Origin of the sequence: Rhodanobacter soli, from assembly GCF_039523495.1 — a bacterium.
In the GTDB taxonomy this organism is placed as follows: domain Bacteria; phylum Pseudomonadota; class Gammaproteobacteria; order Xanthomonadales; family Rhodanobacteraceae; genus Rhodanobacter; species Rhodanobacter soli.
Window position 1 is genome coordinate 2,460,821 of the sequence record NZ_BAAAFK010000001.1, and the last position, 20,251, is coordinate 2,481,071.

23 protein-coding genes and 1 pseudogene are annotated in these 20,251 nt (G+C 67.1%); 10 read left to right on the forward strand and 14 right to left on the reverse strand.

Features of this window, described 5'->3' with window-relative positions:
- Nucleotides 1–85 precede the first annotated feature (85 nt).
- Nucleotides 86–1,183: a phospholipase A gene (locus tag ABD024_RS11230; protein ID WP_343852616.1), complete on the forward strand. Its 1,098-nt coding sequence runs from the start codon at nucleotides 86–88 to the stop codon at nucleotides 1,181–1,183.
- A gap of 71 nt (nucleotides 1,184–1,254) precedes the next feature.
- On the opposite strand, the gene ABD024_RS11235 is transcribed toward ABD024_RS11230, so the two are convergent.
- Both ABD024_RS11235 and ABD024_RS11240 read right to left on the reverse strand, forming a co-directional pair.
- Nucleotides 1,255–1,737 (reverse strand): FKBP-type peptidyl-prolyl cis-trans isomerase, encoded by a 483-nt coding sequence (locus tag ABD024_RS11235; RefSeq protein WP_343852618.1) that lies wholly within the window; start codon nucleotides 1,735–1,737, stop codon nucleotides 1,255–1,257.
- Between the two features lie 157 nt (nucleotides 1,738–1,894).
- Nucleotides 1,895–2,380: a glutathione peroxidase gene (locus tag ABD024_RS11240; protein ID WP_027484730.1), complete on the reverse strand. Its 486-nt coding sequence runs from the start codon at nucleotides 2,378–2,380 to the stop codon at nucleotides 1,895–1,897.
- A gap of 99 nt (nucleotides 2,381–2,479) precedes the next feature.
- Here ABD024_RS11240 and ABD024_RS11245 point away from each other — a divergent pair, with 99 nt between their 5' ends.
- The 3 genes from ABD024_RS11245 (at nucleotide 2,480) to ABD024_RS11255 (ending at nucleotide 5,186) form a co-directional block, all read left to right on the forward strand.
- Nucleotides 2,480–3,490, forward strand: a complete 1,011-nt coding sequence (locus ABD024_RS11245; RefSeq protein WP_343852621.1) for a methionine ABC transporter ATP-binding protein — start codon at nucleotides 2,480–2,482, stop codon at nucleotides 3,488–3,490.
- Nucleotides 3,487–4,164, forward strand: a complete 678-nt coding sequence (locus ABD024_RS11250; RefSeq protein ID WP_343852623.1) for a methionine ABC transporter permease — start codon at nucleotides 3,487–3,489, stop codon at nucleotides 4,162–4,164. Before ABD024_RS11245 ends, ABD024_RS11250 begins: the two co-directional genes overlap by 4 nt.
- A 227-nt stretch (nucleotides 4,165–4,391) precedes the next feature.
- Nucleotides 4,392–5,186 carry a MetQ/NlpA family ABC transporter substrate-binding protein gene (locus ABD024_RS11255; protein WP_343852625.1) on the forward strand — a complete coding sequence of 265 codons (795 nt, stop codon included), beginning with the start codon at nucleotides 4,392–4,394 and terminating at the stop codon, nucleotides 5,184–5,186.
- A gap of 9 nt (nucleotides 5,187–5,195) precedes the next feature.
- Here the strand turns inward: ABD024_RS11255 and pncB are convergent, their stop codons facing one another.
- Entirely contained in the window at nucleotides 5,196–6,380 is a 1,185-nt protein-coding gene (gene pncB, locus ABD024_RS11260; protein ID WP_027484734.1) for a nicotinate phosphoribosyltransferase, read from the reverse strand.
- A 335-nt stretch (nucleotides 6,381–6,715) separates the two neighbouring features.
- Here pncB and ABD024_RS11265 point away from each other — a divergent pair, with 335 nt between their 5' ends.
- Nucleotides 6,716–7,525 carry a c-type cytochrome gene (locus tag ABD024_RS11265; protein WP_343852628.1) on the forward strand — a complete coding sequence of 270 codons (810 nt, stop codon included), beginning with the start codon at nucleotides 6,716–6,718 and terminating at the stop codon, nucleotides 7,523–7,525.
- Between the two features lie 104 nt (nucleotides 7,526–7,629).
- On the opposite strand, the gene ABD024_RS11270 is transcribed toward ABD024_RS11265, so the two are convergent.
- From ABD024_RS11270 to ABD024_RS11290, 5 genes and pseudogenes are all read right to left on the reverse strand, one after another.
- Nucleotides 7,630–8,646, reverse strand: a complete 1,017-nt coding sequence (locus ABD024_RS11270; RefSeq protein ID WP_343854651.1) for an aminopeptidase — start codon at nucleotides 8,644–8,646, stop codon at nucleotides 7,630–7,632.
- 78 nt (nucleotides 8,647–8,724) lie between these two features.
- Nucleotides 8,725–9,171, reverse strand: a complete 447-nt coding sequence (locus ABD024_RS11275; protein WP_343852630.1) for an LptM family lipoprotein — start codon at nucleotides 9,169–9,171, stop codon at nucleotides 8,725–8,727.
- Nucleotides 9,172–9,306: 135 nt separating this feature from the next.
- Nucleotides 9,307–9,507: a hypothetical protein gene (locus tag ABD024_RS11280; protein ID WP_343854762.1), complete on the reverse strand. Its 201-nt coding sequence runs from the start codon at nucleotides 9,505–9,507 to the stop codon at nucleotides 9,307–9,309.
- Between the two features lie 102 nt (nucleotides 9,508–9,609).
- Nucleotides 9,610–9,918: pseudogene (locus tag ABD024_RS11285) on the reverse strand (histone H1-like repetitive region-containing protein); the annotation flags it as partial.
- A gap of 89 nt (nucleotides 9,919–10,007) precedes the next feature.
- Nucleotides 10,008–10,619 (reverse strand): rhomboid family intramembrane serine protease, encoded by a 612-nt coding sequence (locus ABD024_RS11290; protein WP_343852632.1) that lies wholly within the window; start codon nucleotides 10,617–10,619, stop codon nucleotides 10,008–10,010.
- 203 nt (nucleotides 10,620–10,822) lie between these two features.
- Here ABD024_RS11290 and ABD024_RS11295 point away from each other — a divergent pair, with 203 nt between their 5' ends.
- Nucleotides 10,823–11,701, forward strand: a complete 879-nt coding sequence (locus ABD024_RS11295) for a PhzF family phenazine biosynthesis protein (RefSeq protein ID WP_343852634.1) — start codon at nucleotides 10,823–10,825, stop codon at nucleotides 11,699–11,701.
- A gap of 13 nt (nucleotides 11,702–11,714) precedes the next feature.
- Here ABD024_RS11295 and ABD024_RS11300 read toward each other — a convergent pair whose 3' ends face one another.
- Nucleotides 11,715–12,599, reverse strand: coding sequence for an NAD(P)-dependent oxidoreductase (locus ABD024_RS11300; RefSeq protein WP_343852636.1), 885 nt, complete (start codon nucleotides 12,597–12,599; stop codon nucleotides 11,715–11,717).
- Nucleotides 12,600–12,683: 84 nt separating this feature from the next.
- Nucleotides 12,684–13,862, reverse strand: coding sequence for a BaiN/RdsA family NAD(P)/FAD-dependent oxidoreductase (locus ABD024_RS11305; RefSeq protein WP_343852639.1), 1,179 nt, complete (start codon nucleotides 13,860–13,862; stop codon nucleotides 12,684–12,686).
- 89 nt (nucleotides 13,863–13,951) lie between these two features.
- Here ABD024_RS11305 and ABD024_RS11310 point away from each other — a divergent pair, with 89 nt between their 5' ends.
- Nucleotides 13,952–14,434: a YajQ family cyclic di-GMP-binding protein gene (locus ABD024_RS11310; RefSeq protein ID WP_343852641.1), complete on the forward strand. Its 483-nt coding sequence runs from the start codon at nucleotides 13,952–13,954 to the stop codon at nucleotides 14,432–14,434.
- 2 nt (nucleotides 14,435–14,436) lie between these two features.
- Here ABD024_RS11310 and ABD024_RS11315 read toward each other — a convergent pair whose 3' ends face one another.
- On the reverse strand, nucleotides 14,437–15,090 hold the full coding sequence (locus tag ABD024_RS11315; RefSeq protein WP_343854655.1) for an NrsF family protein: 654 nt from the start codon (nucleotides 15,088–15,090) through the stop codon (nucleotides 14,437–14,439).
- Between the two features lie 4 nt (nucleotides 15,091–15,094).
- On the reverse strand, nucleotides 15,095–15,682 hold the full coding sequence (locus tag ABD024_RS11320) for an RNA polymerase sigma factor (protein WP_343854659.1): 588 nt from the start codon (nucleotides 15,680–15,682) through the stop codon (nucleotides 15,095–15,097).
- Between the two features lie 205 nt (nucleotides 15,683–15,887).
- On the opposite strand from ABD024_RS11320, the gene ABD024_RS11325 reads away from it, so the two are divergent.
- Nucleotides 15,888–17,609 carry a cytochrome c biogenesis protein DipZ gene (locus ABD024_RS11325; protein WP_343852643.1) on the forward strand — a complete coding sequence of 574 codons (1,722 nt, stop codon included), beginning with the start codon at nucleotides 15,888–15,890 and terminating at the stop codon, nucleotides 17,607–17,609.
- 33 nt (nucleotides 17,610–17,642) lie between these two features.
- On the forward strand, nucleotides 17,643–18,245 hold the full coding sequence (msrB, locus tag ABD024_RS11330) for a peptide-methionine (R)-S-oxide reductase MsrB (RefSeq protein ID WP_343852645.1): 603 nt from the start codon (nucleotides 17,643–17,645) through the stop codon (nucleotides 18,243–18,245).
- Between the two features lie 13 nt (nucleotides 18,246–18,258).
- Here the strand turns inward: msrB and ABD024_RS11335 are convergent, their stop codons facing one another.
- Nucleotides 18,259–18,735, reverse strand: a complete 477-nt coding sequence (locus ABD024_RS11335) for a hypothetical protein (protein ID WP_343852647.1) — start codon at nucleotides 18,733–18,735, stop codon at nucleotides 18,259–18,261.
- Between the two features lie 89 nt (nucleotides 18,736–18,824).
- On the opposite strand from ABD024_RS11335, the gene trxC reads away from it, so the two are divergent.
- Nucleotides 18,825–19,268, forward strand: coding sequence for a thioredoxin TrxC (trxC, locus tag ABD024_RS11340; RefSeq protein ID WP_343852649.1), 444 nt, complete (start codon nucleotides 18,825–18,827; stop codon nucleotides 19,266–19,268).
- Here trxC and ABD024_RS11345 read toward each other — a convergent pair whose 3' ends face one another.
- Entirely contained in the window at nucleotides 19,269–20,168 is a 900-nt protein-coding gene (locus ABD024_RS11345) for a LysR substrate-binding domain-containing protein (protein ID WP_343852651.1), read from the reverse strand. It abuts the gene before it with no gap.
- Between the last annotated feature and the right edge of the window lie 83 nt (nucleotides 20,169–20,251).

A 20,251-nucleotide genomic window follows, 5' to 3' on the forward strand; every position in this document is an offset into this window, starting at 1 on the left:
GCGGCCGGCGTTTTCATGTGCCAATCACCGTCGTCCGTGACCGCTCCGCTAGACTCACCCGAAGCCCCGCCAGGAAATTTTCTTCATGAAGCGATCGACCGCGGCCGTCCTCCTGGCCTTGTCCGTCGGCACTCCGGTCACCGTCGCACACGCGCAGAATCCGGACCCCACCGACATCCGCGCCTGCACCGCCATCGAGAGCGATGCCCAGCGGCTGGCCTGCTACGACCATGCAACCGGCCGGGTCAACCTGCCGATCGCGCAGAAGCGGGTGGTCGAGGCCACCACGACGCCGAGCATCTTCAGCCGCGACCGCCAGAAGCCGTCCAGTACCAGCGTGGAAACCAACAGCGAAGTGGCCACGCCGCTGTCGCTGCTCGACAGCCGCTGGGAACTGTCGCCGGAAAGCAAGCTCGGCACTTACAACATCCGCGGCTACAAGCCGGTGTACGTGCTGCCAGCCTTTCTCACCAGCAACCAGAACAACCAGCCACGCAGCCCGAACCCGAACAATACGGTGACAGGTCAGGGCGAGCAGTTGGACAACGTCGAGGCGAAATTCCAGCTCAGCCTGAAGGCCAAGGTGTGGCAAGGCGTGTTCGGCGACGCCGGCGACCTGTGGGTGGGCTATACCCAGTCCTCGCGCTGGCAGGTCTACAACTCGCAGCTGTCGCGCCCGTTCCGCGAAACCAACTACGAGCCCGAGGCGATGCTGGTGTTCGGTACCCACTACCGGGTGTTTGGCTGGGAGGGCCGGATGCTCGGCATCGGGGTCAACCACCAGTCCAACGGCCGCGGCGATCCGCTGTCGCGCAACTGGAACCGGGTGATCGCCAACGTCGGTTTCGAGCGCAACGGCTGGAGCGTGATGCTGCGCCCGTGGTGGCGCGTTCCGGAGTCACACCGCGACGACGACAACCCCGACATCAGCGACTACATGGGGCGTGGCGAAGTGCAGATCGTGCACGAATGGCGCGGCCAGGAATTCGGCATGCAGCTGCGCCATTCCCTGCGCGGCGGCAGCCGCAGCCACGGCGCCGCGCGCTTCAGCTGGAGCTTCCCGATGGCCGGCAACCTGCGCGGCTACATGGAAGTGTTCAAGGGCTACGGCGAAAGCCTGATCGACTACAACCACAATGCCACCTACCTGGGCCTGGGCGTGTCGCTGCTCGACTGGTACTGAGTGGTCGCCAACGACGAAGGCCCGGTGCAAGCACCGGGCCTTCGCGTAGCGGCGGATCGCGGCCTCAGCGATCAGTGGTGGTGACCGCCGGCGCCGTGCACGTGGCCATGTTCCAGCTCTTCCGCGGTGGCGCCACGCACGTCGGTCACCTCGATGGCGAAATGCAGGGTCTTGCCGGCCAGCGGGTGGTTGGCGTCGATGAAGACCACGCCATTCTCGACCTTGGTCACGGTGACGTTGATCTGGCCTTCCGGGCCGTGGCCCTGGAACTGCATGCCGGGCTGAATGTCCTCGACGCCCTGGAACGCCGCGCGCGGCACTTCCTGCATCAGCTCGTCATGGCGCACGCCGTAGCCCTCTTCGGGCGCCACGTCGGCGGTGAATTTGTCGCCGACCAGACGGCCTTCCATCTGCTTTTCCAGGCCCGGCACGATATGACCGCTGCCATGCAGATAGGTCAGCGGCTCGCGACCCTCGGAGCTGTCGATGACCTGACCCTCGTCGTCGGTCAGCGTGTAGTGGAAGGCGGCAACGGAGTTCTGGGCAATCTGCATGAGGTTCTCGCGAATAGGTTCAAGTCCGCCGGCCAGGTGCCGACACGAACCGCGCAGAATACCAGAACCGCGCCGCCCGACCTGCAGGCCGGGCGATGCCATGGATGCGCCAGCGCGCTGCCGGCGAACTACCGTGGGCGATCGAGAGGGGGCCGGATCAGCCGGCGAGCCGAGCCCGCGTGTCCTTGCCGATCTTCTCCGGCGTGTCGGTGGAGGCATAGCGCTTCACCACCTGGCCATCCGGATCGACCAGGAACTTGGTGAAGTTCCACTTGATCGACTCACTGCCGAGGATGCCCTTGCCTTCGCTCTTCAGCCACTTGTACAGCGGATCGGCATGCTCGCCATTCACCTCGACCTTGGCGAACATCGGAAAGGTCACGTCGTACTGGGTGCTGCAGAAGGTCCTGATCTCGGCCTCGTCGCCGGGTTCCTGGTGGCCGAACTGGTCGCACGGAAAACCCAACACCACCAGACCCAGATCGCGCTGGTCCTGCCACAGCGTCTCCAGCCCCTGATATTGCGGGGTGAAGCCGCATTTGGAGGCGACGTTGACGATCAGCAGGGTCTTGCCGCGCCATTCGGCGAGCGAGCGCTGGTTGCCATCGATATCGCGAACGGTGAAATCGTAGACGCTGGACATGGACGGACTCCGTCTTGATGGATCAATCCAGCAGCATACGCCATCGACCGTGATGTCCGTGGCATAGAATGGCCCACCACCCGCAAGCCAGGTTCCGTCGTGATCCGCTTCGTCGATGTCCACAAGTCCTACCGCGTCGACGGCAAGGACATTCCCGCGTTGCAGCCGTTCAGCCTCGACATCGTCGATGGCGAGGTGTTCGGCATCATCGGTCTGTCCGGTGCCGGCAAATCGACGCTTATACGGCTGATCAACCTGCTCGAGCGACCCAGCGGCGGGCGCATCTTCGTGGGCGACACCGAGATGACCGCGCTGGCCGAACCGGCATTGCGCGCACAGCGACGCCGGATCGGCATGATCTTCCAGCACTTCAACCTGCTCGCCTCGCAGACGGTGGCGGACAACGTCGCGTTTCCGCTGCGACTGGCTGGCGAGCGCGATGCCGGCGTATTGCGCGCACGTGTCGACGCATTGCTGGCGCGGGTGGGACTGACCGCGCATGCCGACAAGTACCCGTCGCAACTTTCCGGCGGGCAAAAACAGCGCGTCGGCATCGCCCGCGCGCTGGCCAATCGGCCGTCCATCCTGCTGTGCGACGAGGCCACCAGTGCGCTCGACCCGCAGACCACCGCCTCGGTGCTGGAGCTGCTTGCCGAGATCAACCGCGAGCTGCAACTCACCATCGTGCTGATCACCCACGAGATGGACGTGGTGCGCCGCGTGTGCGATCGCGTGGCGGTGCTCGACGCCGGCGCGATTGTCGAGCGCGGCGCGGTGGCCGACGTGTTCCTGCACCCGCAGCACCCCACCACGAAGCGCTTCGTCAACGAGGCGCTGCCGGAAGAAGCGGCCAGCGAACTGGCGCCATTCGCGCAGGTGCCCGGACGCATCCTGCGCCTGAGCTTCCGCGGCGATGCCACGCTGACGCCGGCGCTGGGCCGCGTCGCCCGCGAGACCGGAGTCGAGTTCAACATCCTCGCCGGCCGCATCGACCGCATCAAGGACCTGCCCTACGGCCAGCTCACGCTGGCGATGCAGGGCGAGCGGATAGACGCTGCGCTGGCCGCGCTGCGCACGGCCGGCATCGAGATCGAGGAGTTGCACCGATGAACCCGCTGCAGAAACTCTTTCCCAACATCGACGACTGGGGCGAGATCGGCCGCGCCTGCATCGACACCTTGCTGATGCTGGGCGGCTCGCTCGCCCTCACCGTGCTGATCGGCCTGCCGTTAGGCGTGCTGCTGTACCTCACCGGCAAGGGCCAGCTGCGGCCGATGCCGAAGCTCTATGCGATCACCTCGCTGCTGGTGAACATATTGCGCTCGGTGCCGTTCATCATCCTGATGATCGTGCTGATGCCGATCACCTATGCCCTGGTCGGCACCAAGCTGGGCATCCGCGGCGCGATCCCGCCGCTGGTGATCGGCGCGGCGCCGTTCTTCGCGCGACTGGTGGAGACCGCGCTGCGCGAGGTGCAGCAGGGCGTGATCGAGGCCAGCCAGGCGATGGGCGCCAGCTTGTGGCAGATCGTGCGCCACGTCTTGCTGCCGGAAGCCCGCGGCGGCCTGTTTGCCGGCATCACGGTCACTGCGATCGCGCTGGTCGGCTATACCGCGATGGGCGGCGCGATCGGCTCGGGCGGCCTCGGCGACCTGGCCTATCGCTACGGCTATCTCAGCTACAAGTCCGATTACATGCTGGTCACCGTGGTGCTGCTGATCGTGCTGGTGCAGCTGTTGCAGATGGTCGGCGACCACATCGTGACGCGTTATAAGCAACGCTGATTTGGTTATTTGCGTTGGCGGCATGGGCAGCCTAGTTTCGTTTGACCGCCCATGAGAATCGCCGCCATGAGACTGCTGCTCGCCGCCGTCGCCGCCATCCTGGCCCTGCTCCTGCTGGCTGGCTACGCCGCGCCGAAATCGTGACGCACCGAGAGCCGCGCTTTCCCCATGTTTGTATTTGGCAGTATAGACGGCTTATTATTGTGCGCCGCACAAGCGAATCCGCCATGAAACTGCTGCTTGCCCCCCTCGCCCTGACCCTGCTGTTGCTTGCCGGCTGCTCCGGCTCCGGCAAGCAGGGCGACAATGTCCTCACCGTGGCCGCCACCGCGGTACCCCACGCGGAAATCCTCAAGCAGGCAAAGCCGCTGCTGGCGAAGGAAGGCGTGGACCTGCAGATCAAGGTGTTCGCCGACTACGTGCAGCCGAACACCCAGGTGGCCGAGAAGAACATCGACCTGAACTACTTCCAGACCAAGCCCTACCTGGACGCGTTCAACCGCGAGCGCGGCACCCAGCTCACCATCATCACCGGCGTGCACATCGAACCGTTCGGTGCGTACTCGCACAAATACAAGAGCATCGACCAGCTGCCCGACGGCGCCAGCGTGACGCTGCCGAACGACCCCAGCAACAACAGCCGCGCGCTGTTGCTGCTGGCGAAACACGGCCTGATCACGCTGAAGGATCCGACCGACGAGATGGCCACGCTGAAGGACATCACCGCGAACCCGAAGCAGCTGAAGTTCCGCGAGCTGGAGGCGGCGATGCTGCCGCGCACGCTGGACGAGGTCGACCTGGCCCTGATCAACACCAACTACGCGCTGGCCGCCGGGCTGAATCCCACCAAGGACGCGCTGCTGATCGAGAGCAAGGACTCGCCCTACGTGAACTACCTGGTCGGCCGCCCCGACAACCAGAACGATCCGCGCGTGCAGAAACTGGCCAGGGCACTGACCAGCCCGCAGATCAAGGCGTTCATCGAGCAGAAGTACCACGGTGCCGTGCTGCCCGCGTTCTGAGATGTGCTCTCACCCCTGCGATGCAGGAATCTCGAACACCTGCCGCAGATACGCCACGTAGGCCTTGTCCTCGCACATGTTCTTGCCAGGCGAGTCGCTCAGCTTGGCTACCGGTTGGCCGTTGCAGCGGATCATCTTGATCACGATGTTGAGCGGTGTGGGGCCCACGTCGTTGGTGATGTTGGTGCCCACGCCGAACGCGAGCTGGCAGCGGCCGCGGAAGTGCGCGTACAGCTGCATCACCTTGGGGATGTCCAGCCCGTCGCTGAACACCAGCACCTTGCTGCGCGGATCGACGCGGTTCGCGCCGTAGTGCGCCAGCACTTTCTCGCCCCACTCGAACGGATCGCCGGAATCGTGGCGGGTACCGTCGAACAGCTTGCAGAAGTACATGTCGAAATCGCGCAGGAACGCGTCGAGTCCGTAAACATCGGACAACGCGATGCCGAGGTCGCCGCGATACTCCTTCGCCCACGCTTCCAGTGCCGCCACCTGCGAGTCGCGCAGGCGCGGACCCAGCGCCTGGTGCGCCTGCAGGTATTCGTGCGCCAGCGTGCCCAGCGGGGTCAGGTTGAGCTTGCGCGCCAGCCACACGTTGCTGGTGCCAGCCAGCTGCTCGCCCAGCCCCTCGCGCAGCGCGGTCACCACCTCCTCCTGCCACACCCGCGAATAGCGCCGGCGCGTGCCGTAATCGGCGATCTTGCAGCCGGCGTAATCCGGCGTGTCGCGCAGCAGCGCGATCTTCGCCTGCAATCGCCGACGGCCTTCGGCAAGGTCGAGACCGCCGCTGGCATGGCGGAAGTAAATCTCGTTGACGATCGCCAGCAGCGGTACCTCGAACAGGATGGTGTGCAGCCACGGCCCGCGGATGCGGATCTCGATCTCGCCGTTGGCCGCGGCGGCCGGCGCGATCTCCACGTACTTCTCGTTGAGCTGGAACAGCCCCAGAAAGTCCACGAAGTCGCTCTTGATGAAGCGCCAGGTGCGCAGGTAGTCGAGCTCGTCGGGCGCGAAACGCAGCTGGCACATGGCTCTCAGCTCGGTGCGGATCTCGTCGATGTACGGCACCAGGTCAATGCCCGGCGTGCGGCACTTGAAACGGTACTCGACCTGGGCCGCCGGATACTGGTGCAGCACCACCTGCATCATCGAGAATTTGTACAGATCGGTGTCGAGCAGCGAATCGATAATCATCAGCAGCCCATGCGGGGAACGAGAAGGAGCATTATCCACGCGAACCGCATGGCTTGTTCCGCGCAAAAAAAACCCCATCAGCCAGGGGAGGACTGATGGGGTTTGTCAGGCGGCGTCCAGGGGAGGAAATGCCGGCCCCTCAGTGACGCGATGCATTGCGCCACTTCCTGTCGCCATCACGGCGATACACAGGCTTAGTGTGGCTGGCAACGCGTGAGTTCAACGTGCATGTCGAAATTTGTTCAGCTCCCCGACAGGCTTCCAGCAACGGAGCGGGCCGGGACGGTTCGAGTATCCATCGCCTACAATTTCTTTACTTTCATGCGGAATCGACCATGAAGCTGTTCGCCATGTACCTGCTCGTGTCGTGCCTGGCCCTGCCCGCGACGGCCGCCGAACTGAAAGTCGATCTCGGCCATGGCGTCATCACCTATCGCACCGAAATTCTGCTCAAGCGCCGCGACGCGCGCGACATCAGCGCGCCTGGCGATGTCGCGTTCCGTCGCACGATGCATTACCGCGCCGTGCCGCTGGCCGCCCTGCTCGAAGGCATCGGTCCCGACGACCACTTGCAGTTCGTCGCCGGCGACGGCTTTGCCGCCGAGATCCCCGCCGCCCTGCTGCTGAACACGCAAGGCAGCACCGCCTGGCTGGCGATCGAGGACCCGTCCCGACCTTGGCCCGCGCTGGACAAGGATCGCGGCAGCGCCGGGCCGTTCTACATCGTGTGGACCCGGCCGCAGGCCGCCCGCGTGGGCCCGGAACAGTGGCCGTACCAGCTGGCGAGTATCCGCAAGCTGGCTGGCATGGCCGAGCGCTTCCCGGCGATCCTGCCCGATCCTTCGCTACCGGCCGACAGCGAAGTGCGACGCGGCTTTGCGGCATTCCAGCGCAGCTGTTTCGCCTGCCATACGCTCAACGGCCAAGGCGATTCGAAGCTCGGTCCGGACCTGAACATTCCGCACAGCCCCACCGAATACCTGCGCGCCGACCTGTTGCGCGCCTTCATCCGCAACCCGCAGTCGCTGCGACAATGGCCGCAGGCGAAGATGCCGGGGTTCGACACGCACGCGTTGTCCGACGCCGACCTTGATGCCGTGCTGGCCTATCTGCGGCACATGGCCGGGCGCAAGTCGGGGCATTGATGCGCGGGCTCGGCTGCGGCCGACGCTGCGACTGATCCGCCCATCGGTGAACGCGAACCCCGAATCACCCGGCCATTCGATTGCCGCGAACACGTCTGGCCAAGTCACGGGCTTTGCGGCAACAGCGCCTGCAACGCCTGTTCACGCTGCGCCTCCGGCTCGCGCGCCAGCCCGCGCACGCTGGCGTAGAACGCCGGCCAGTCGCGCCCGGCATGCTGGAACAGCGCGGCGAACGCCAGCGTCCACCGGTCGTACAAGCCGAACGGCAGCAGCCGCGCGTTGTTGATTGGCTGCGCGATCCAGGCGTCGTAGCGGTGATCGTCCGGCCAGTCGCGCTCGCGCCACTGCGCGTAGCTGGCGCGAAATGCCGCGATCTCGCGTTGCTTGCCCGCCTCCATCGCCGATGCATCCACGCCGCTGGCATACAGAGCCGCCAGGCGCGTACGCAGGTCCAGCACCAGGTGGGTAAAGCCCTCGTCGATCGCCCGGGCATGCTCGTCCGGCGGCGGCAGGCCTCGCGACCGGCGCCATTCACGCAGGCCTTCGCTCTGCACGAAGCTCGCGAAAGATTCGTTGAACGCGGTGTCGCCCTTCACGTAGATCAGCTGGTGCGCCAGTTCGTGGAAGATCGTGCCGTCCAGATCGTCGTCATCCCAGCGCAGCATGCTCGACAGGATCGGATCGGCGAACCAGCCCAGCGTGGAATACGCCGGCACGCCGCCGACCCAGACGTCGTCGCCGCGCGCCTGCAGCCGCGCCGCATCGGCCTGCGCATCGGCTTCCCTGAACCAGCCGCGATAGGCAACGCAGCCGCTGACCGGAAAGCACTGCGGCACGGCCTGCACCGAGAAGCGCGGTGTGGCAAACACGTTCCACACCACGTAGGGGCGATCCAACGCGACGTAGCCGGTATAGCTGCGGTTGTCCGGCAAGGCCAGCCGCTGCGAGGCGAACCGGCGCGCCTGCTGCGCCTGCTGCAGGCGCGCGGCGAGTTTCGGATCGGTGGCCGGATCGTGCACCAGCTTGCTCACCGCGCGCCGGTGCACGATCAGCGCACCCTGCCCGTGCACCGCCTGCGCGTAGTAGCGCAGGCTGCCGCAGGCGCACAGTAAAAGGCTCACCGCCGCGATGACGATGAGCCTTGCAATACGGGTGCGTGGTGGCACGAATCCGGGCATCCCCCGATTGTGCCTCAAGCCTCAGTCGCGATGATCGCGATCGCCACTGCGGGAGCCGCGCCGCTGCCGGTTGCCATCGCGGTTGCCGTCGCGGTTGCGGTTGCCGTCGCGACTGCCGCCGCGATAGTCGCTGCGGCCATAGCCCTGGCCGCGCCACTGGCCGGCGTGACCGCGATAGTCGCGATAGTCGCGATGATCGCGATAGCCATCATGCCGATAACGCGAGCCGCCGTACCACACGCTGCTGACGCCGACGCTCACGCCGGGCGCATAGCAGCAGCCGTAGTAACCGCCGTAATAGCCATCGTAGTAACCCGGCGCCACGTAGTAGGCGTTGCCGCCGTCACCGTAATAGGCGTCGCCGCTGTAGCCGGAGCCACGTACATAGCTGTAGCCCGGATCGTAATAACAGCCCGACAACGCCGCGGCAGCGACGATCAGCACAAGACTGGCCAACAGGCGTTTCATGATCCGTCTCCATCTGGGAGTTGCGACATCACGCTAGTCCGCAGTGCTTGAACGCGCACTGAGTTCCAGCGCATCGCCAACCGGCGTTCACCCGCCAGCCATGTAGCGCCGTCGCACACCCGTCGACAAAGGCCATCAACCCTCGCGCTTGCTCTGCTCGCCGCGTTCGGGCGCCAGCACGCGTCCGTCGGCAGCTTCGCCGCCGGCTGCACTCGCTACCGGCAGGTGCAGCTCCGCACTGCCCGATCCTAGTTGGGCCGGGTTGGCATCCGGCCAACTCGGCCCTTGCCTCACCCGTTCCTGTTTGGCCTCCAGCAAGGCCTGGATTTTTGCCACGGCGTCTTCCTGGCTGATGTGCTGGATCGGTGCTTCCGCCGGCAGACGTTTGTGCGGGGCCGGCTTTTTCGCGGTAGCGGAGCGGGGGGCTGGCTTTGTCACCGCCGCCGGTTTCGCCACTGCGGCCTTCCTGCTTGCAACCGGCTTCGCCACCGGCTTTTTCGCAGCCACCTTCTTTGCGGCGACCTTCCTGGCGACGGGCTTTTTCGCCACAGCCTTCTTCGTCGCAACTTTTCCTGCCGCGGGTTTCCGCGCTGCCGGTTTCTTCGTCGCGGATTTCTTCGCGGCGACCTTCTTGGCCGCCTTGCGCGGCGCGGGCTTCTTCGTGATCGTTTTCCCGGCCGGCGCCTTTTTGGCGGTTGCTTTCTTTGCCGCGGACTTCTTCGCGGCCGACTTGCGGGTCATAGCCATGCGTTCGTTCTCCTGCGGTGGTCGATGGAACCGCGCCCAGTATGCGCGCCCCGGCCGCGGCGGGCATTACGCAGCGCAGGAAACGTTCATCATCGGAAGCTGGGCTGCATCAGCGCATTGAGGAAATGCGGCAGTACCCGCGGTTCCGCCAGCAGGGTGAAGATCACGCCGTACGCCGCGCCCCACAGGTGTGCGCTGTGGTTGACGTTGTCCTGCCCGCGCCGGTCCATGTAGATCGAATAGCCGGTGTACAGCACCGCGTAGACGATGGCTGGAACCGGTAGCGCGAAGAAGATGTATATCTTTTCCCACGGCGCCAACAGGATAAAGGCGAACAGCACCGCCGACACCGCGCCCGAGGCACCGAGGCTGCGGTAGTTCGGGTTGCCGCGATTCTTCAGGTAGGTCGGCAGGATCGAGACCACCAGGCCGCCGATGTAGAACAGCGCGAAGCCGAACGATCCCAGGCGCGCGGCGAAGAAGCCTTCCATCACCCTGCCGAAGAAGAACAGCGTGATCATGTTCACCAGCAGATGCGTGAAATCCGCATGCACCAGGCCGTAGGTCACCAGCCGGTGGTATTCGCGCTGGCGGGCGATCGCCGGCGGCCACAGGATCAGGTCGTTCATCAGGCGGCTGTTCTTGAACGCCATGAACGAAACGATGCAGGTGATGGCGATGATGACCAGAGTGATCGGCATAGACGATTCCGCGACTAGGGTGCAAAGCTCGGCATCTTGGCGCCGCGCCCTCATCTTGTCGACTCTTCGCGGGCGCAGTCACCCGATATGCCGGCGCTAATGCCACGCTGCCGTACCGATATGCCGAATGATCACTGCCCGGATCCGCCACAGGCCGCTATCATTCGTCGCTTTATGCGGCCGTCAGCCGCTCGATGGATCCCATGACTTCGCTTCGCTACCTGCATCTGGACGTCTTTGCCGCCACCTTGGGCGGCGGCAATCATCTCGGCGTGGTGATCGGCGCCGACGACTGGAGCGCCGCGGCGATGCAGCGCTTCGCGCGCTGGACGGCGCTGGTCGAAACCACCTTCCTGCTGCCGCCGACCGATCCGCGGGCCAGCTATCGCGTACGCATCTTCACTCCGCACAAGGAGATTCCGTTCGCCGGCCACCCCAGCATCGGCAGTGCGCACGCCGCGCTCGAATGCGGCCTGGCCCAGCCGCACGATGGCCTGTTGTGGCAGGAATGCGGCGCCGGCGTGTTGCCGATCCGCGTTGAAGGCAGCAGCGCCGGTCGCGAGCTGTTGCTGCAATCACCCGGCGAGCGCGTGCTGGACACCGGCCGCGACGCCCATCCGCTGCTCGCGGCCACGCTGGCCGGTACCGAACTGGGCGTGCTGCCGCCGGCGCTGGTCGATGGTGGGCGGCGCTGGTGGCTGGCCGAGATAGCGGATGAAGCCAGCCTGCGCGCGTGGCAGCCCGACCACGCGGCGATCGCCGCGCTGGCGCATGCCAGCGACAGCATGGGGCTGTGCGCGTTCGCAAGAAGCAGCCACCCCGACTACCAGCTGGTGGTGCGCGCGTTCCCGGCGGGCGTGGGCATCGTCGAGGACCCCGCTTCCGGCGCCGCCAACGGCCTGATCGCCGCGTACATCATGCACGCCGAACCGCACGGCGCGCTGGCCCGTGGTTACCAGGTCAGCCAGGGCCGCGAGATCGGCCACGACGCGCAACTGATCGTGCACATCGACGGCAACACGATCTGGGTCGGCGGACGCAGCCATACAGTGATCGACGGCACGCTGGAGTGGGCGCCGTAACGCCCTGTACCGGCTATTCGCGCTCGTCCAGATGCGCCCGGCGCGCGGCGACCAGCGCCAGCGCCGACCAGTCCAGCTCCTCGTCGCCGGCGGCCAGCGCTTCCAGCAGGGCGTCGCGCAGCACGCCGGCGAACGGTAGCGGCACGCGCTGTGCGTCTCCCGCAGCCAGCGCCAGCCCCACGTCCTTGTAGCCCAGCGGCAAGGCGAACCCGGCCGGCTTGAAGCGTTGCTCGGCAATCAGCTTGCCGTAGCCCTGATAGGCGGGCGACGCAAACAAGGTGTTCGTCATCACTTCGAGAAAGTCCGCTGCACTGACGCCGTAGGCGCGCGTCAGCGCCGTCGCCTCGGCCATGCTCTCGATCGCGCTGGCCAGCATGAAGTTGCCCGCGATCTTGGCCACGTTCGCGCGCTCCGGCGCTACGCCCAATGGCCACAGCCGGCTGCCCATCGCTTCCAGCAGCGGCCGCACGCGTTCGATCGCGGCCGGCTTGCCGGCCACCAGGATATTCAGCCTTGCCGCGGCGGCCATGTCCGGACGGCCGAACACCGGCGCGGCGACGTACTCCAGCCCGCGTTTCTCGTGCTCCGCGGCCAGCTCCTGCGCCAGCGCCACCGAAATCGTGGCGTGATTCACATGCACGGTGCCGCGATCCATCGCGTCGAGCAGGCCGCCGTCGAGGAACACCTCGCGTACCGCCTGGTCGTTCGCCAGCATGCTGCACAACACCTCGCCCTGCGCGGCGCGGTCGGCCGTCTTCGCTACCTTGGCCCCCAGCGAGGCCAGCGGCTCGGTAGCCGCGACGGAACGGTTCCATACCGTCAGCGTGTGGCCGGCCGCGAGCAGGTTGCTGGCCATCGCGCTGCCCATCGCGCCGAGACCGATGAATCCGACTTTCATGCGGGTGTCCTCATGTCGAAACCGGCGCACAGTGAAGCATGCGAGATATTCAATCCATGCGAAATCCGCCGTGCGAGGACAGCCTCACACCGCCTGCCCGGCGGCCTGCCCCGAGGCCCACGCCCACTGGAAGTTGTAGCCGCCAAGCCAGCCGGTGACGTCGACCACCTCGCCGATGAAGTACAGCCCCGGCACGAGCTTCGACTGCATCGTGCTGGAGGACAGGCCGTCGGTGTCGACGCCGCCCAGGGTGACTTCGGCGGTGCGATAGCCTTCGGTGCCGCTGGCGGTGATCGGCCACGCGTTGAGTTGCGTACCGACCTGCTCGAGTTCGGCGTCGCGGTACTGGCGCATCGGACGGCCCTCAAACCATTGCTCGCACAGACGCTGCGCGAGACGCTTCGGTAACACATCGCCGAGCACGGTCTTCAGCTCCGCCAGTGGCCGCGCCGCGCGCTGTTCGACCAGATGCGCACCGGCGTCCCGGTCCGGCAGCAGGTCGATGCGCAGGTCGTCGCCGGGTTGCCAGTACGAGGAAATCTGCAGGATCGCCGGTCCGCTGATGCCGCGGTGGGTGAACAGCAGGCCAGCGCGAAAACCCTGCCTGCCCACGCGCGCCTCCACCTCGGGCAGCGCCACGCCGGCCAGATCCTGGTAATGCTCCTGGTGCTTGCCGCTCAGGGTCAGCGGCACCAGACCGGCGCGCGTGGGCAGCACGGCGTGGCCGAACTGGCGCGCCAGTTCGTAGCCGAAACCGCTGGCGCCCATGCTGGGAATCGACAGGCCGCCCGAGGCAACCACCAGCGATTCGGCATGCACTTCGCCGCGCGCGGTGAGCACGCTGAAACCTCCCGGCGTGTTACGCACCCGCTGCACGCCGCAGTTCGCTTCCACCGTGACACCGGCGGCGGCGCATTCGTCCAGCAGCATGCGCACGATCTGCTTGGCCGAGTCGTCGCAGAACAGCTGGCCAAGCTCCTTCTCGTGGTAGGCGATGCGGTGCTTCTCGACCAGCGCGATGAAATCCCACGGCGTGTAGCGCGCCAGCGCGGACTTGGCGAAATGCGGGTTGGCCGAGAGATAGTTCGCCGGCGTCGCACCCGTGTTGGTGAAATTGCAACGCCCGCCGCCGGACATCAGGATCTTCTTGCCGACCTTGTTGGCGTGGTCGACCACCAGTACGCGGCGGCCGCGCTGGCCGGCGGCGATCGCGCACATCAGGCCCGCGGCGCCGGCGCCGACGATCAACACGTCCACTTTCACGAACCGGCATCCTCGCGCCGCCACAGGTCGCGCATTATCGCCCAGCCGCATGGCTTACACTTTGGTCCTGTTCCCAGCGAGCCGCCGCCATGCCTTCCTTTGACGTGATCTCCGAAGTCGACAAGCACGAACTGACCAATGCGATCGACCAGGCCAACCGCGAGCTGACCACGCGCTTCGACTTCAAGGGCGTGGACGCGCAGTACGTGCTGGACGGTGGCGTGATCACCCAGAGCGCGCCCAGCGAATTCCAGCTGCAGCAGATGCTGGACATCCTGCGCGGCCGGCTGACCGCGCGGAAGATCGACATCCGTGCGCTCGACGTCGGCGATCCGGAAACCAACCTGGGCGGCTCGCGGCAGAAGATCACCGTGAAGCAGGGCATCGAGCAGCCGGTCGCGAAGAAGCTGGTGGCCGAACTGAAGGCGGCCAAGCTCAAGGTCGAGGCGCAGATCAACGGCGACAAGCTGCGCGTCAGCGGCAAGAAGCGCGACGACCTGCAGGCAGCGATGGCCTTGCTGCGCAAGTCCGAGGTCGAGCTGCCGCTGCAGTTCGACAATTTCCGCGACTGAGCTCAGGCCCTCGACAGCAGCCGACCGCCCATCGCGGCGTTGACCGCCACCACCACGATCACCGCCAGCGCGTGGGTCAGCAGGTCGGTGGCCGCGGAATCGAATGCGTGGCAGATCTCCAGCAGGCTGGCCGAGGCCGCCGCGCTGGCCAGGCCGATCAGCACCGCGGCAAGCACCGGCCGCAGCGGGCAGGCGCGCCGCAGCAGCACGATCAGCAGCGCGGACAGCGGCACCGAGAAGCCGATGATGAAGAGCAGGCAGTCGGCGGTCTGATGCACGCCGGCAAGTTCGGTGCCCGGCGCGATCCATGTGCGCAGGCAGCCGAGGCCGCTGGCGCCGATCCACAGCAAGGCCCCGGGCAGAGGCAGCCACGCCCATGCCGCACGCCGCCCCGGCACGCCCAGCGCGAACGCGGCCCACGCCGCGCTGATCGCGGTGATCACTGCGCCGATGCCGGCCCAAGCCAGATCCGGCGTGGCGGCCCAGCGTTGCAGCATCGGGCTCGCGCCGTAATGCATCAGCAACCCGGCCGCCAGCGCCGCCACCAGCAGCAGCCAGCCGGCGGTGCGCAGCCATGGCGGCAACAGCCGCCGCACCGGCACCAGCTCGGTGCCCAGGCGATCGATCAGTGCCTCATGGAATTGCGGGTCGGACATCACGTCAGGGTTCTCCATGGAAACGTTCGCGCAGTGCCTTCAGCGCGCGATGCAGGTTCACTTTCAGCGCGCCGGTGTTGCGTCCGGTCAGCGCGGCCGCCTCGCTGAGCGAACGCTCGCGCAGGCCCAGCTGTTCCACCGCCTCGCGCTGGCCTGGCGGCAATTCGGCGATCGCCTCGTGCAGGCGCTGCGTGCGCTGTTCGCATTCGGCCGCCGCGCTGGCGTCGCTGCTGTCGGGATGATGGTCGAGCGCGAAATCGTCGTGTAGTTCGCGGCTGTCGCGACGGCCGCGGCTACGCAGCGCGTCGATCGCGCGGCGGTTGGCGATCGCCGTCAGCCACGCATCGTACGAACGGGTCGGGTCGTAGGTGTGGCGCACCCGGTGCACGCTGATCAGGGTCTCCTGCACCACGTCGTCCAGACCATCCGGCGCTACACCATGGCGCCGCGCGGCGGCACGGATCAGCGCCACCGAATCGGCCAGCAGCTTCTCGTAGGCGCGCCGGTCACCGGCCTGCGCAGCTGCCATCCACGCCGCCCGGCGCCGGTCGGGCGATTCGCTGTCGTTCACCGTGGCGACATCGGCTGGCATGGTCTGGTCGAGACTCGCCCGCAGGGAAAGTGCACTATCTAGACCCATGTAGGCGGTGGCGGTCAAGGCTTGCGACATGCTTCGCTCCACGGCGGAACGCCTGTGAGGTATTCGCCGCAGCCGGCGCCAACGTTACTTCATGCCAGCGTGTAACCCTCGCCAGCGCAACGGCGAATAGCCAGGCAACCTTCCACGGATGCTCCCCATGCTCGTGTTGATCCTCGCCTACCTCGGCGGCGTACTGACCATCCTCAGCCCGTGCATCCTGCCGGTGCTTCCGTTCGTGTTCGCCCGCTCCGACCGCCCGTTCATGCGCAATGGCTTCCCGATGCTGCTGGGCATGGCGATCACCTTCGCCGCAGTCGCCACGCTGGCCGCGCTCGGCGGTGGCTGGGCGGTGCACGCGAACCAGTACGGCCGCTGGGTGGCGATGCTGGTGCTGGCCTTCCTCGGCCTGACCCTGTTGTCGACCCGGCTGGCCGAATGGATCACCCGTCCGTTCGTGGCGCTGGGCAACCGGCTGTCGCAGCGCTCGGCCGGCGATGGCGATTCGGTCTGGGGCGCGGCCGGCCTCGGCGTGGCCACCGGCCTGCTGTGGGCGCCGTGCGCCGGGCCGATCCTGGGCCTGCTGCTGACCGGTGCGGCGCTGAACGGCGCCAGCGTGCAGACCACCTTGCTGCTGCTCACCTATGCCGCCGGCGCGGCCACTTCACTCGGCCTGGCGCTGCTAATCGGCGGCAAGGTGTTCGCCCTGATGAAGCGCTCGCTCGGCGCCGGCGAATGGGTGCGCCGTGCACTCGGCGCGCTGGTGTTGTGCGGCGTGGCCGCGATCGCGCTGGGCCTGGATACCGGCCTGCTCACCCGCGTCTCGCTGGCCAGCACCAGCGTCATCGAGCAGAAGCTGATCAACGCCGTGCGCCCGGCACCGGCGCCACGACCCATGCTGAAAGCCGGCGAGCCGCTGCCGGTGGAAGGCACGTTCCCGTCGCTGGCCGGCGCCACGCAGTGGTTGAACAGCCCGCCGCTGGCCACCGAGTCGCTGCGCGGCAAGGTCGTGCTGGTCGACTTCTGGACATACTCCTGCATCAACTGCATCCGCGCGCTGCCGTACGTGCGCGGCTGGGCCGACAAGTACAAGGACCACGGCCTGGTGGTGATCGGCGTGCATGCGCCGGAGTTCGCGTTCGAGAAGAATCCGGCCAACGTCGCCAAAGCCGTGAAGGACCTGGGCGTCGACTATTCGGTCGCGCTGGACAACGACTACGCGATCTGGAGAGGCTTCAACAACGAGTACTGGCCGGCGCACTACTTCATCGACGCACAGGGACAGATCCGCCATCACCATTTCGGCGAAGGCGAGTACCGGCAAAGCGAGGACGTGATCCGCCATCTTCTGGCCGACGCCGGCCAGAAGAACCTACCCGGCGGCTACGTCAGCGACGACCACCGCGGCGTCGAGGCGGCCGCATCGGACGATCCCACCCGCTCGCCGGAAACCTACGTCGGCTACGCTCGCGCGATGAACTTCGTCGGCGGCCGGGTGGCGCGCGACGATGCGCGTGATTATCACGCACCCGCCTCGCTCGCCGTGAACCAGTGGTCGCTCGACGGGCGCTGGACCGTGCACGACGAAAACGCGCAACTGGCGCAGGCCGGCGGCCGCATCGTCTACCGCTTCCGCGGTCGCGACCTGCACCTGGTGCTCGGCCCGACTGCGGACGGCAAGCCGATCCGCTACCGCGTCAGCATCGACGGCAAGCCGCCCGGCGCCGACCACGGCATGGACACCGACGCCGATGGCCACGGCACCATCACCACGCAGCGGCTGTATCAGCTGGTACGCCAGGCCCACGGCAGCGGCGAGCGGCTGTTCGAGATCGAGTTCCTGGATCCGGGCGTGCAGGCGTACGCGTTCACGTTCGGTTGATTGATTGCTGCATGCATCTCCACGGAGGCTGTCATGTCCCGCATCGATGAAACCCTCGCGATGGATCGCCGCCGCTTCCTGCGCGCCGCCCTTGGCGGTGGCGCGCTGCTCGCTGTCGGCGGTGGCCTGCTGCTGCCGCGGATATACGCGGCAGCCAATACCCCGGTCGGCACGCCGGGCGAGGTGTTGCTGGAAATCTTCGACGACGCCGGCCGCGACCTCGGCGCGCGCGAGGTGGCGAAGCTGGTGCTGAGCGACGCGCAATGGCGCCAGCGACTGTCGCCGGCGGCATACGACATCATGCGACATGAGGGCACCGAGCGCGCGTTCAGCGGTGCACACGAGCGGCCCGCCGTGCCCGGTCTGTTCCGCTGCGTGGCCTGCGCCACCGCGCTGTACGACGCGGCCACCGAGTTCGATTCCGGCACCGGCTGGCCCAGCTTCTGGCAGCCGATCGCGGCCCGCAACGTGATCGAGCGCAGCGACCATCTGTTCGGCATGCAGCGCACCGCGATCAGCTGCGCCGGCTGCGACAGCCACCTCGGCCACGTCTTCGACGACGGCCCGCGGCCGACCGGCCTGCGCTACTGCATGAACTCGGTGGCACTGCGTTTCGTGGCGCGCGCGGCAGCCTGATCGCCGAAGCGGCCTATCGGCCTTCCCGCCACCACGGCCACCAGCCACGCCCCGAGCGCGCGTAGCGGTCGGCCGCGCGCTCGAACGGGTTGCGCACGCTGATGCCGCCGCACAACAGGTACAGCGGCAGAAACAGCGGCCCCAGCAGCATGTACTGGTAGACATGCGCACGTTCGTGGTCGGCCAGCGACACCGGCGGCTCGATGCCACGACCGGCGCGATGCGCGTAGGTGAGGCACGGCACGTCCAGACGCTCGCCAGTGTGCACGATCACGTTGCCCAGGGTCAGCGCCCCGCCGCGCCCCCACGGCCAGCGCCGCACCACCAGCGCCAGCTCGCTCCGCTGCCAGCGCATGCGTGCGCCGAAGGCCACGCCGGTCGCGCCCAGCAGCAAGCCAAGCAAGGTATTCGGCAAGGTCCACAACATGCCCAGCACAAGCAGGCTTCGCTGCGGCCAGCGTGAAACGGATGCATCGGAACGTTGCGGCATGTCGGCTCGGCTTGGATTCGGCGGTGGTTGCCGCCATCTTTGTCGGCGTTGGCGCCCGGCGCCTGACCTGTCATCGGAGTGAGTCTGCCATGAGTACACCTCGGGCCATCCCCTGTCCGCATTGCGGCGCGCTGAATCGCGTGCCGGCCGAACGGGTGGGCGAGCATCCGAACTGCGGCCGCTGCAAGCAGGCGCTGTTCGAGGGACGCCCGGTGGAACTGACCGCGGCGAACTTCGAGGCGATCGCCGGCCGCGGCGACCTGCCGGTGCTGGTGGATTTCTGGGCGCCGTGGTGCGGGCCGTGCGTCGGCTTTGCGCCGGTATTCGTGCAGGCCGCCGGCAAGTTCGAACCGCACCTGCGGCTGGCCAAGCTGGACACCGAGGCGCAGCCGCAACTGGCCCAGCGCTTCAACATCCGCAGCATCCCCACCCTGATCCTGTTCAAGCAGGGCCGTGAGATCGCGCGGCAATCCGGCGCACTGAACGCGGCGCAGCTCTCGCAGTTCGTCGAGGGTGCGCTGGCGCGCGGCTGATCAGCGGGTGCCGGTGCCGGCCGCCTGCCAGCGCAGCCAGTCGACCACCGCGGCCACCGCCGCACGCGGTCTTGCGGGCGGCCGCACGATCCAGTACGACGGTCCCAGCGGCACGTCGAGCTCGCCGAACGGACGCAGCAAACTGCCGTTCGCCACGTCATCCGCGGCCAGCCGATGCCGTGCCAGCGCCACGCCCTGGCCCTGCATCGCCGCGCGCAACACCAGGTCGGACGAGGTGTAGCGCGCGCCACCCTGCAGAGAAAGCCTGGCCGGCCCGTGTACCTGCCGCCACAACTCCCATGCCGCCTGTGGGTCGCGGTCGTGCAGCAGGCGCAGGCCAGCCAGCTGGGCCGGTTTCGACGGACGTCCGGACGCCTGCCACAGCGCCGGGCTCATCACTGGATACAGCGCGTCGTCCATCAGTGGTTCGGCATGCAGCGCCGGCCACGGCCCCTTGCCCATGCGGATCGCCAGATCGATGCGGCCGTCGTCCAGCGCGTCGAGGCGCTGCTCCACCTGCACCGACAACTCGATCCTCGGGTGCGCCTTCTCCAGCGCTGGCAGTCGCGGCAGCAGCCAGCGGATCGCAAACGACGGCGAGGCGGACAAGGTCACCGCGTGCGCCGGGCGGGTCTCGCGCAATGCCGCCACCGCCTGCTCGATCTCGCGCAGACCGGACAGCGTGGCACGACCCAGCGCCTCGCCCTGCGGCGTGAAAACCAGCGCGCCGCGACCAGCCGCCGTGCGCAGCAGCGGCACACCCAGCCAGCGGTCCAGTTCGCCCAGGTGCCGGCTTACCGAAGAATGCGCCATGCCCAGCTCGCGCGCGGCGGCGCGCACGCCGCCGTGGGCGTAGACCATGGCAAAAGCACGCAAGGCATTCAGCGGCAGCTCGTTCATGGTCGGAATTCTAGACCATAAGCCGTTCGGCACAGACCAGACATCGGCTTGAACATGCGCTTCATCCGACCATTCACGATGAA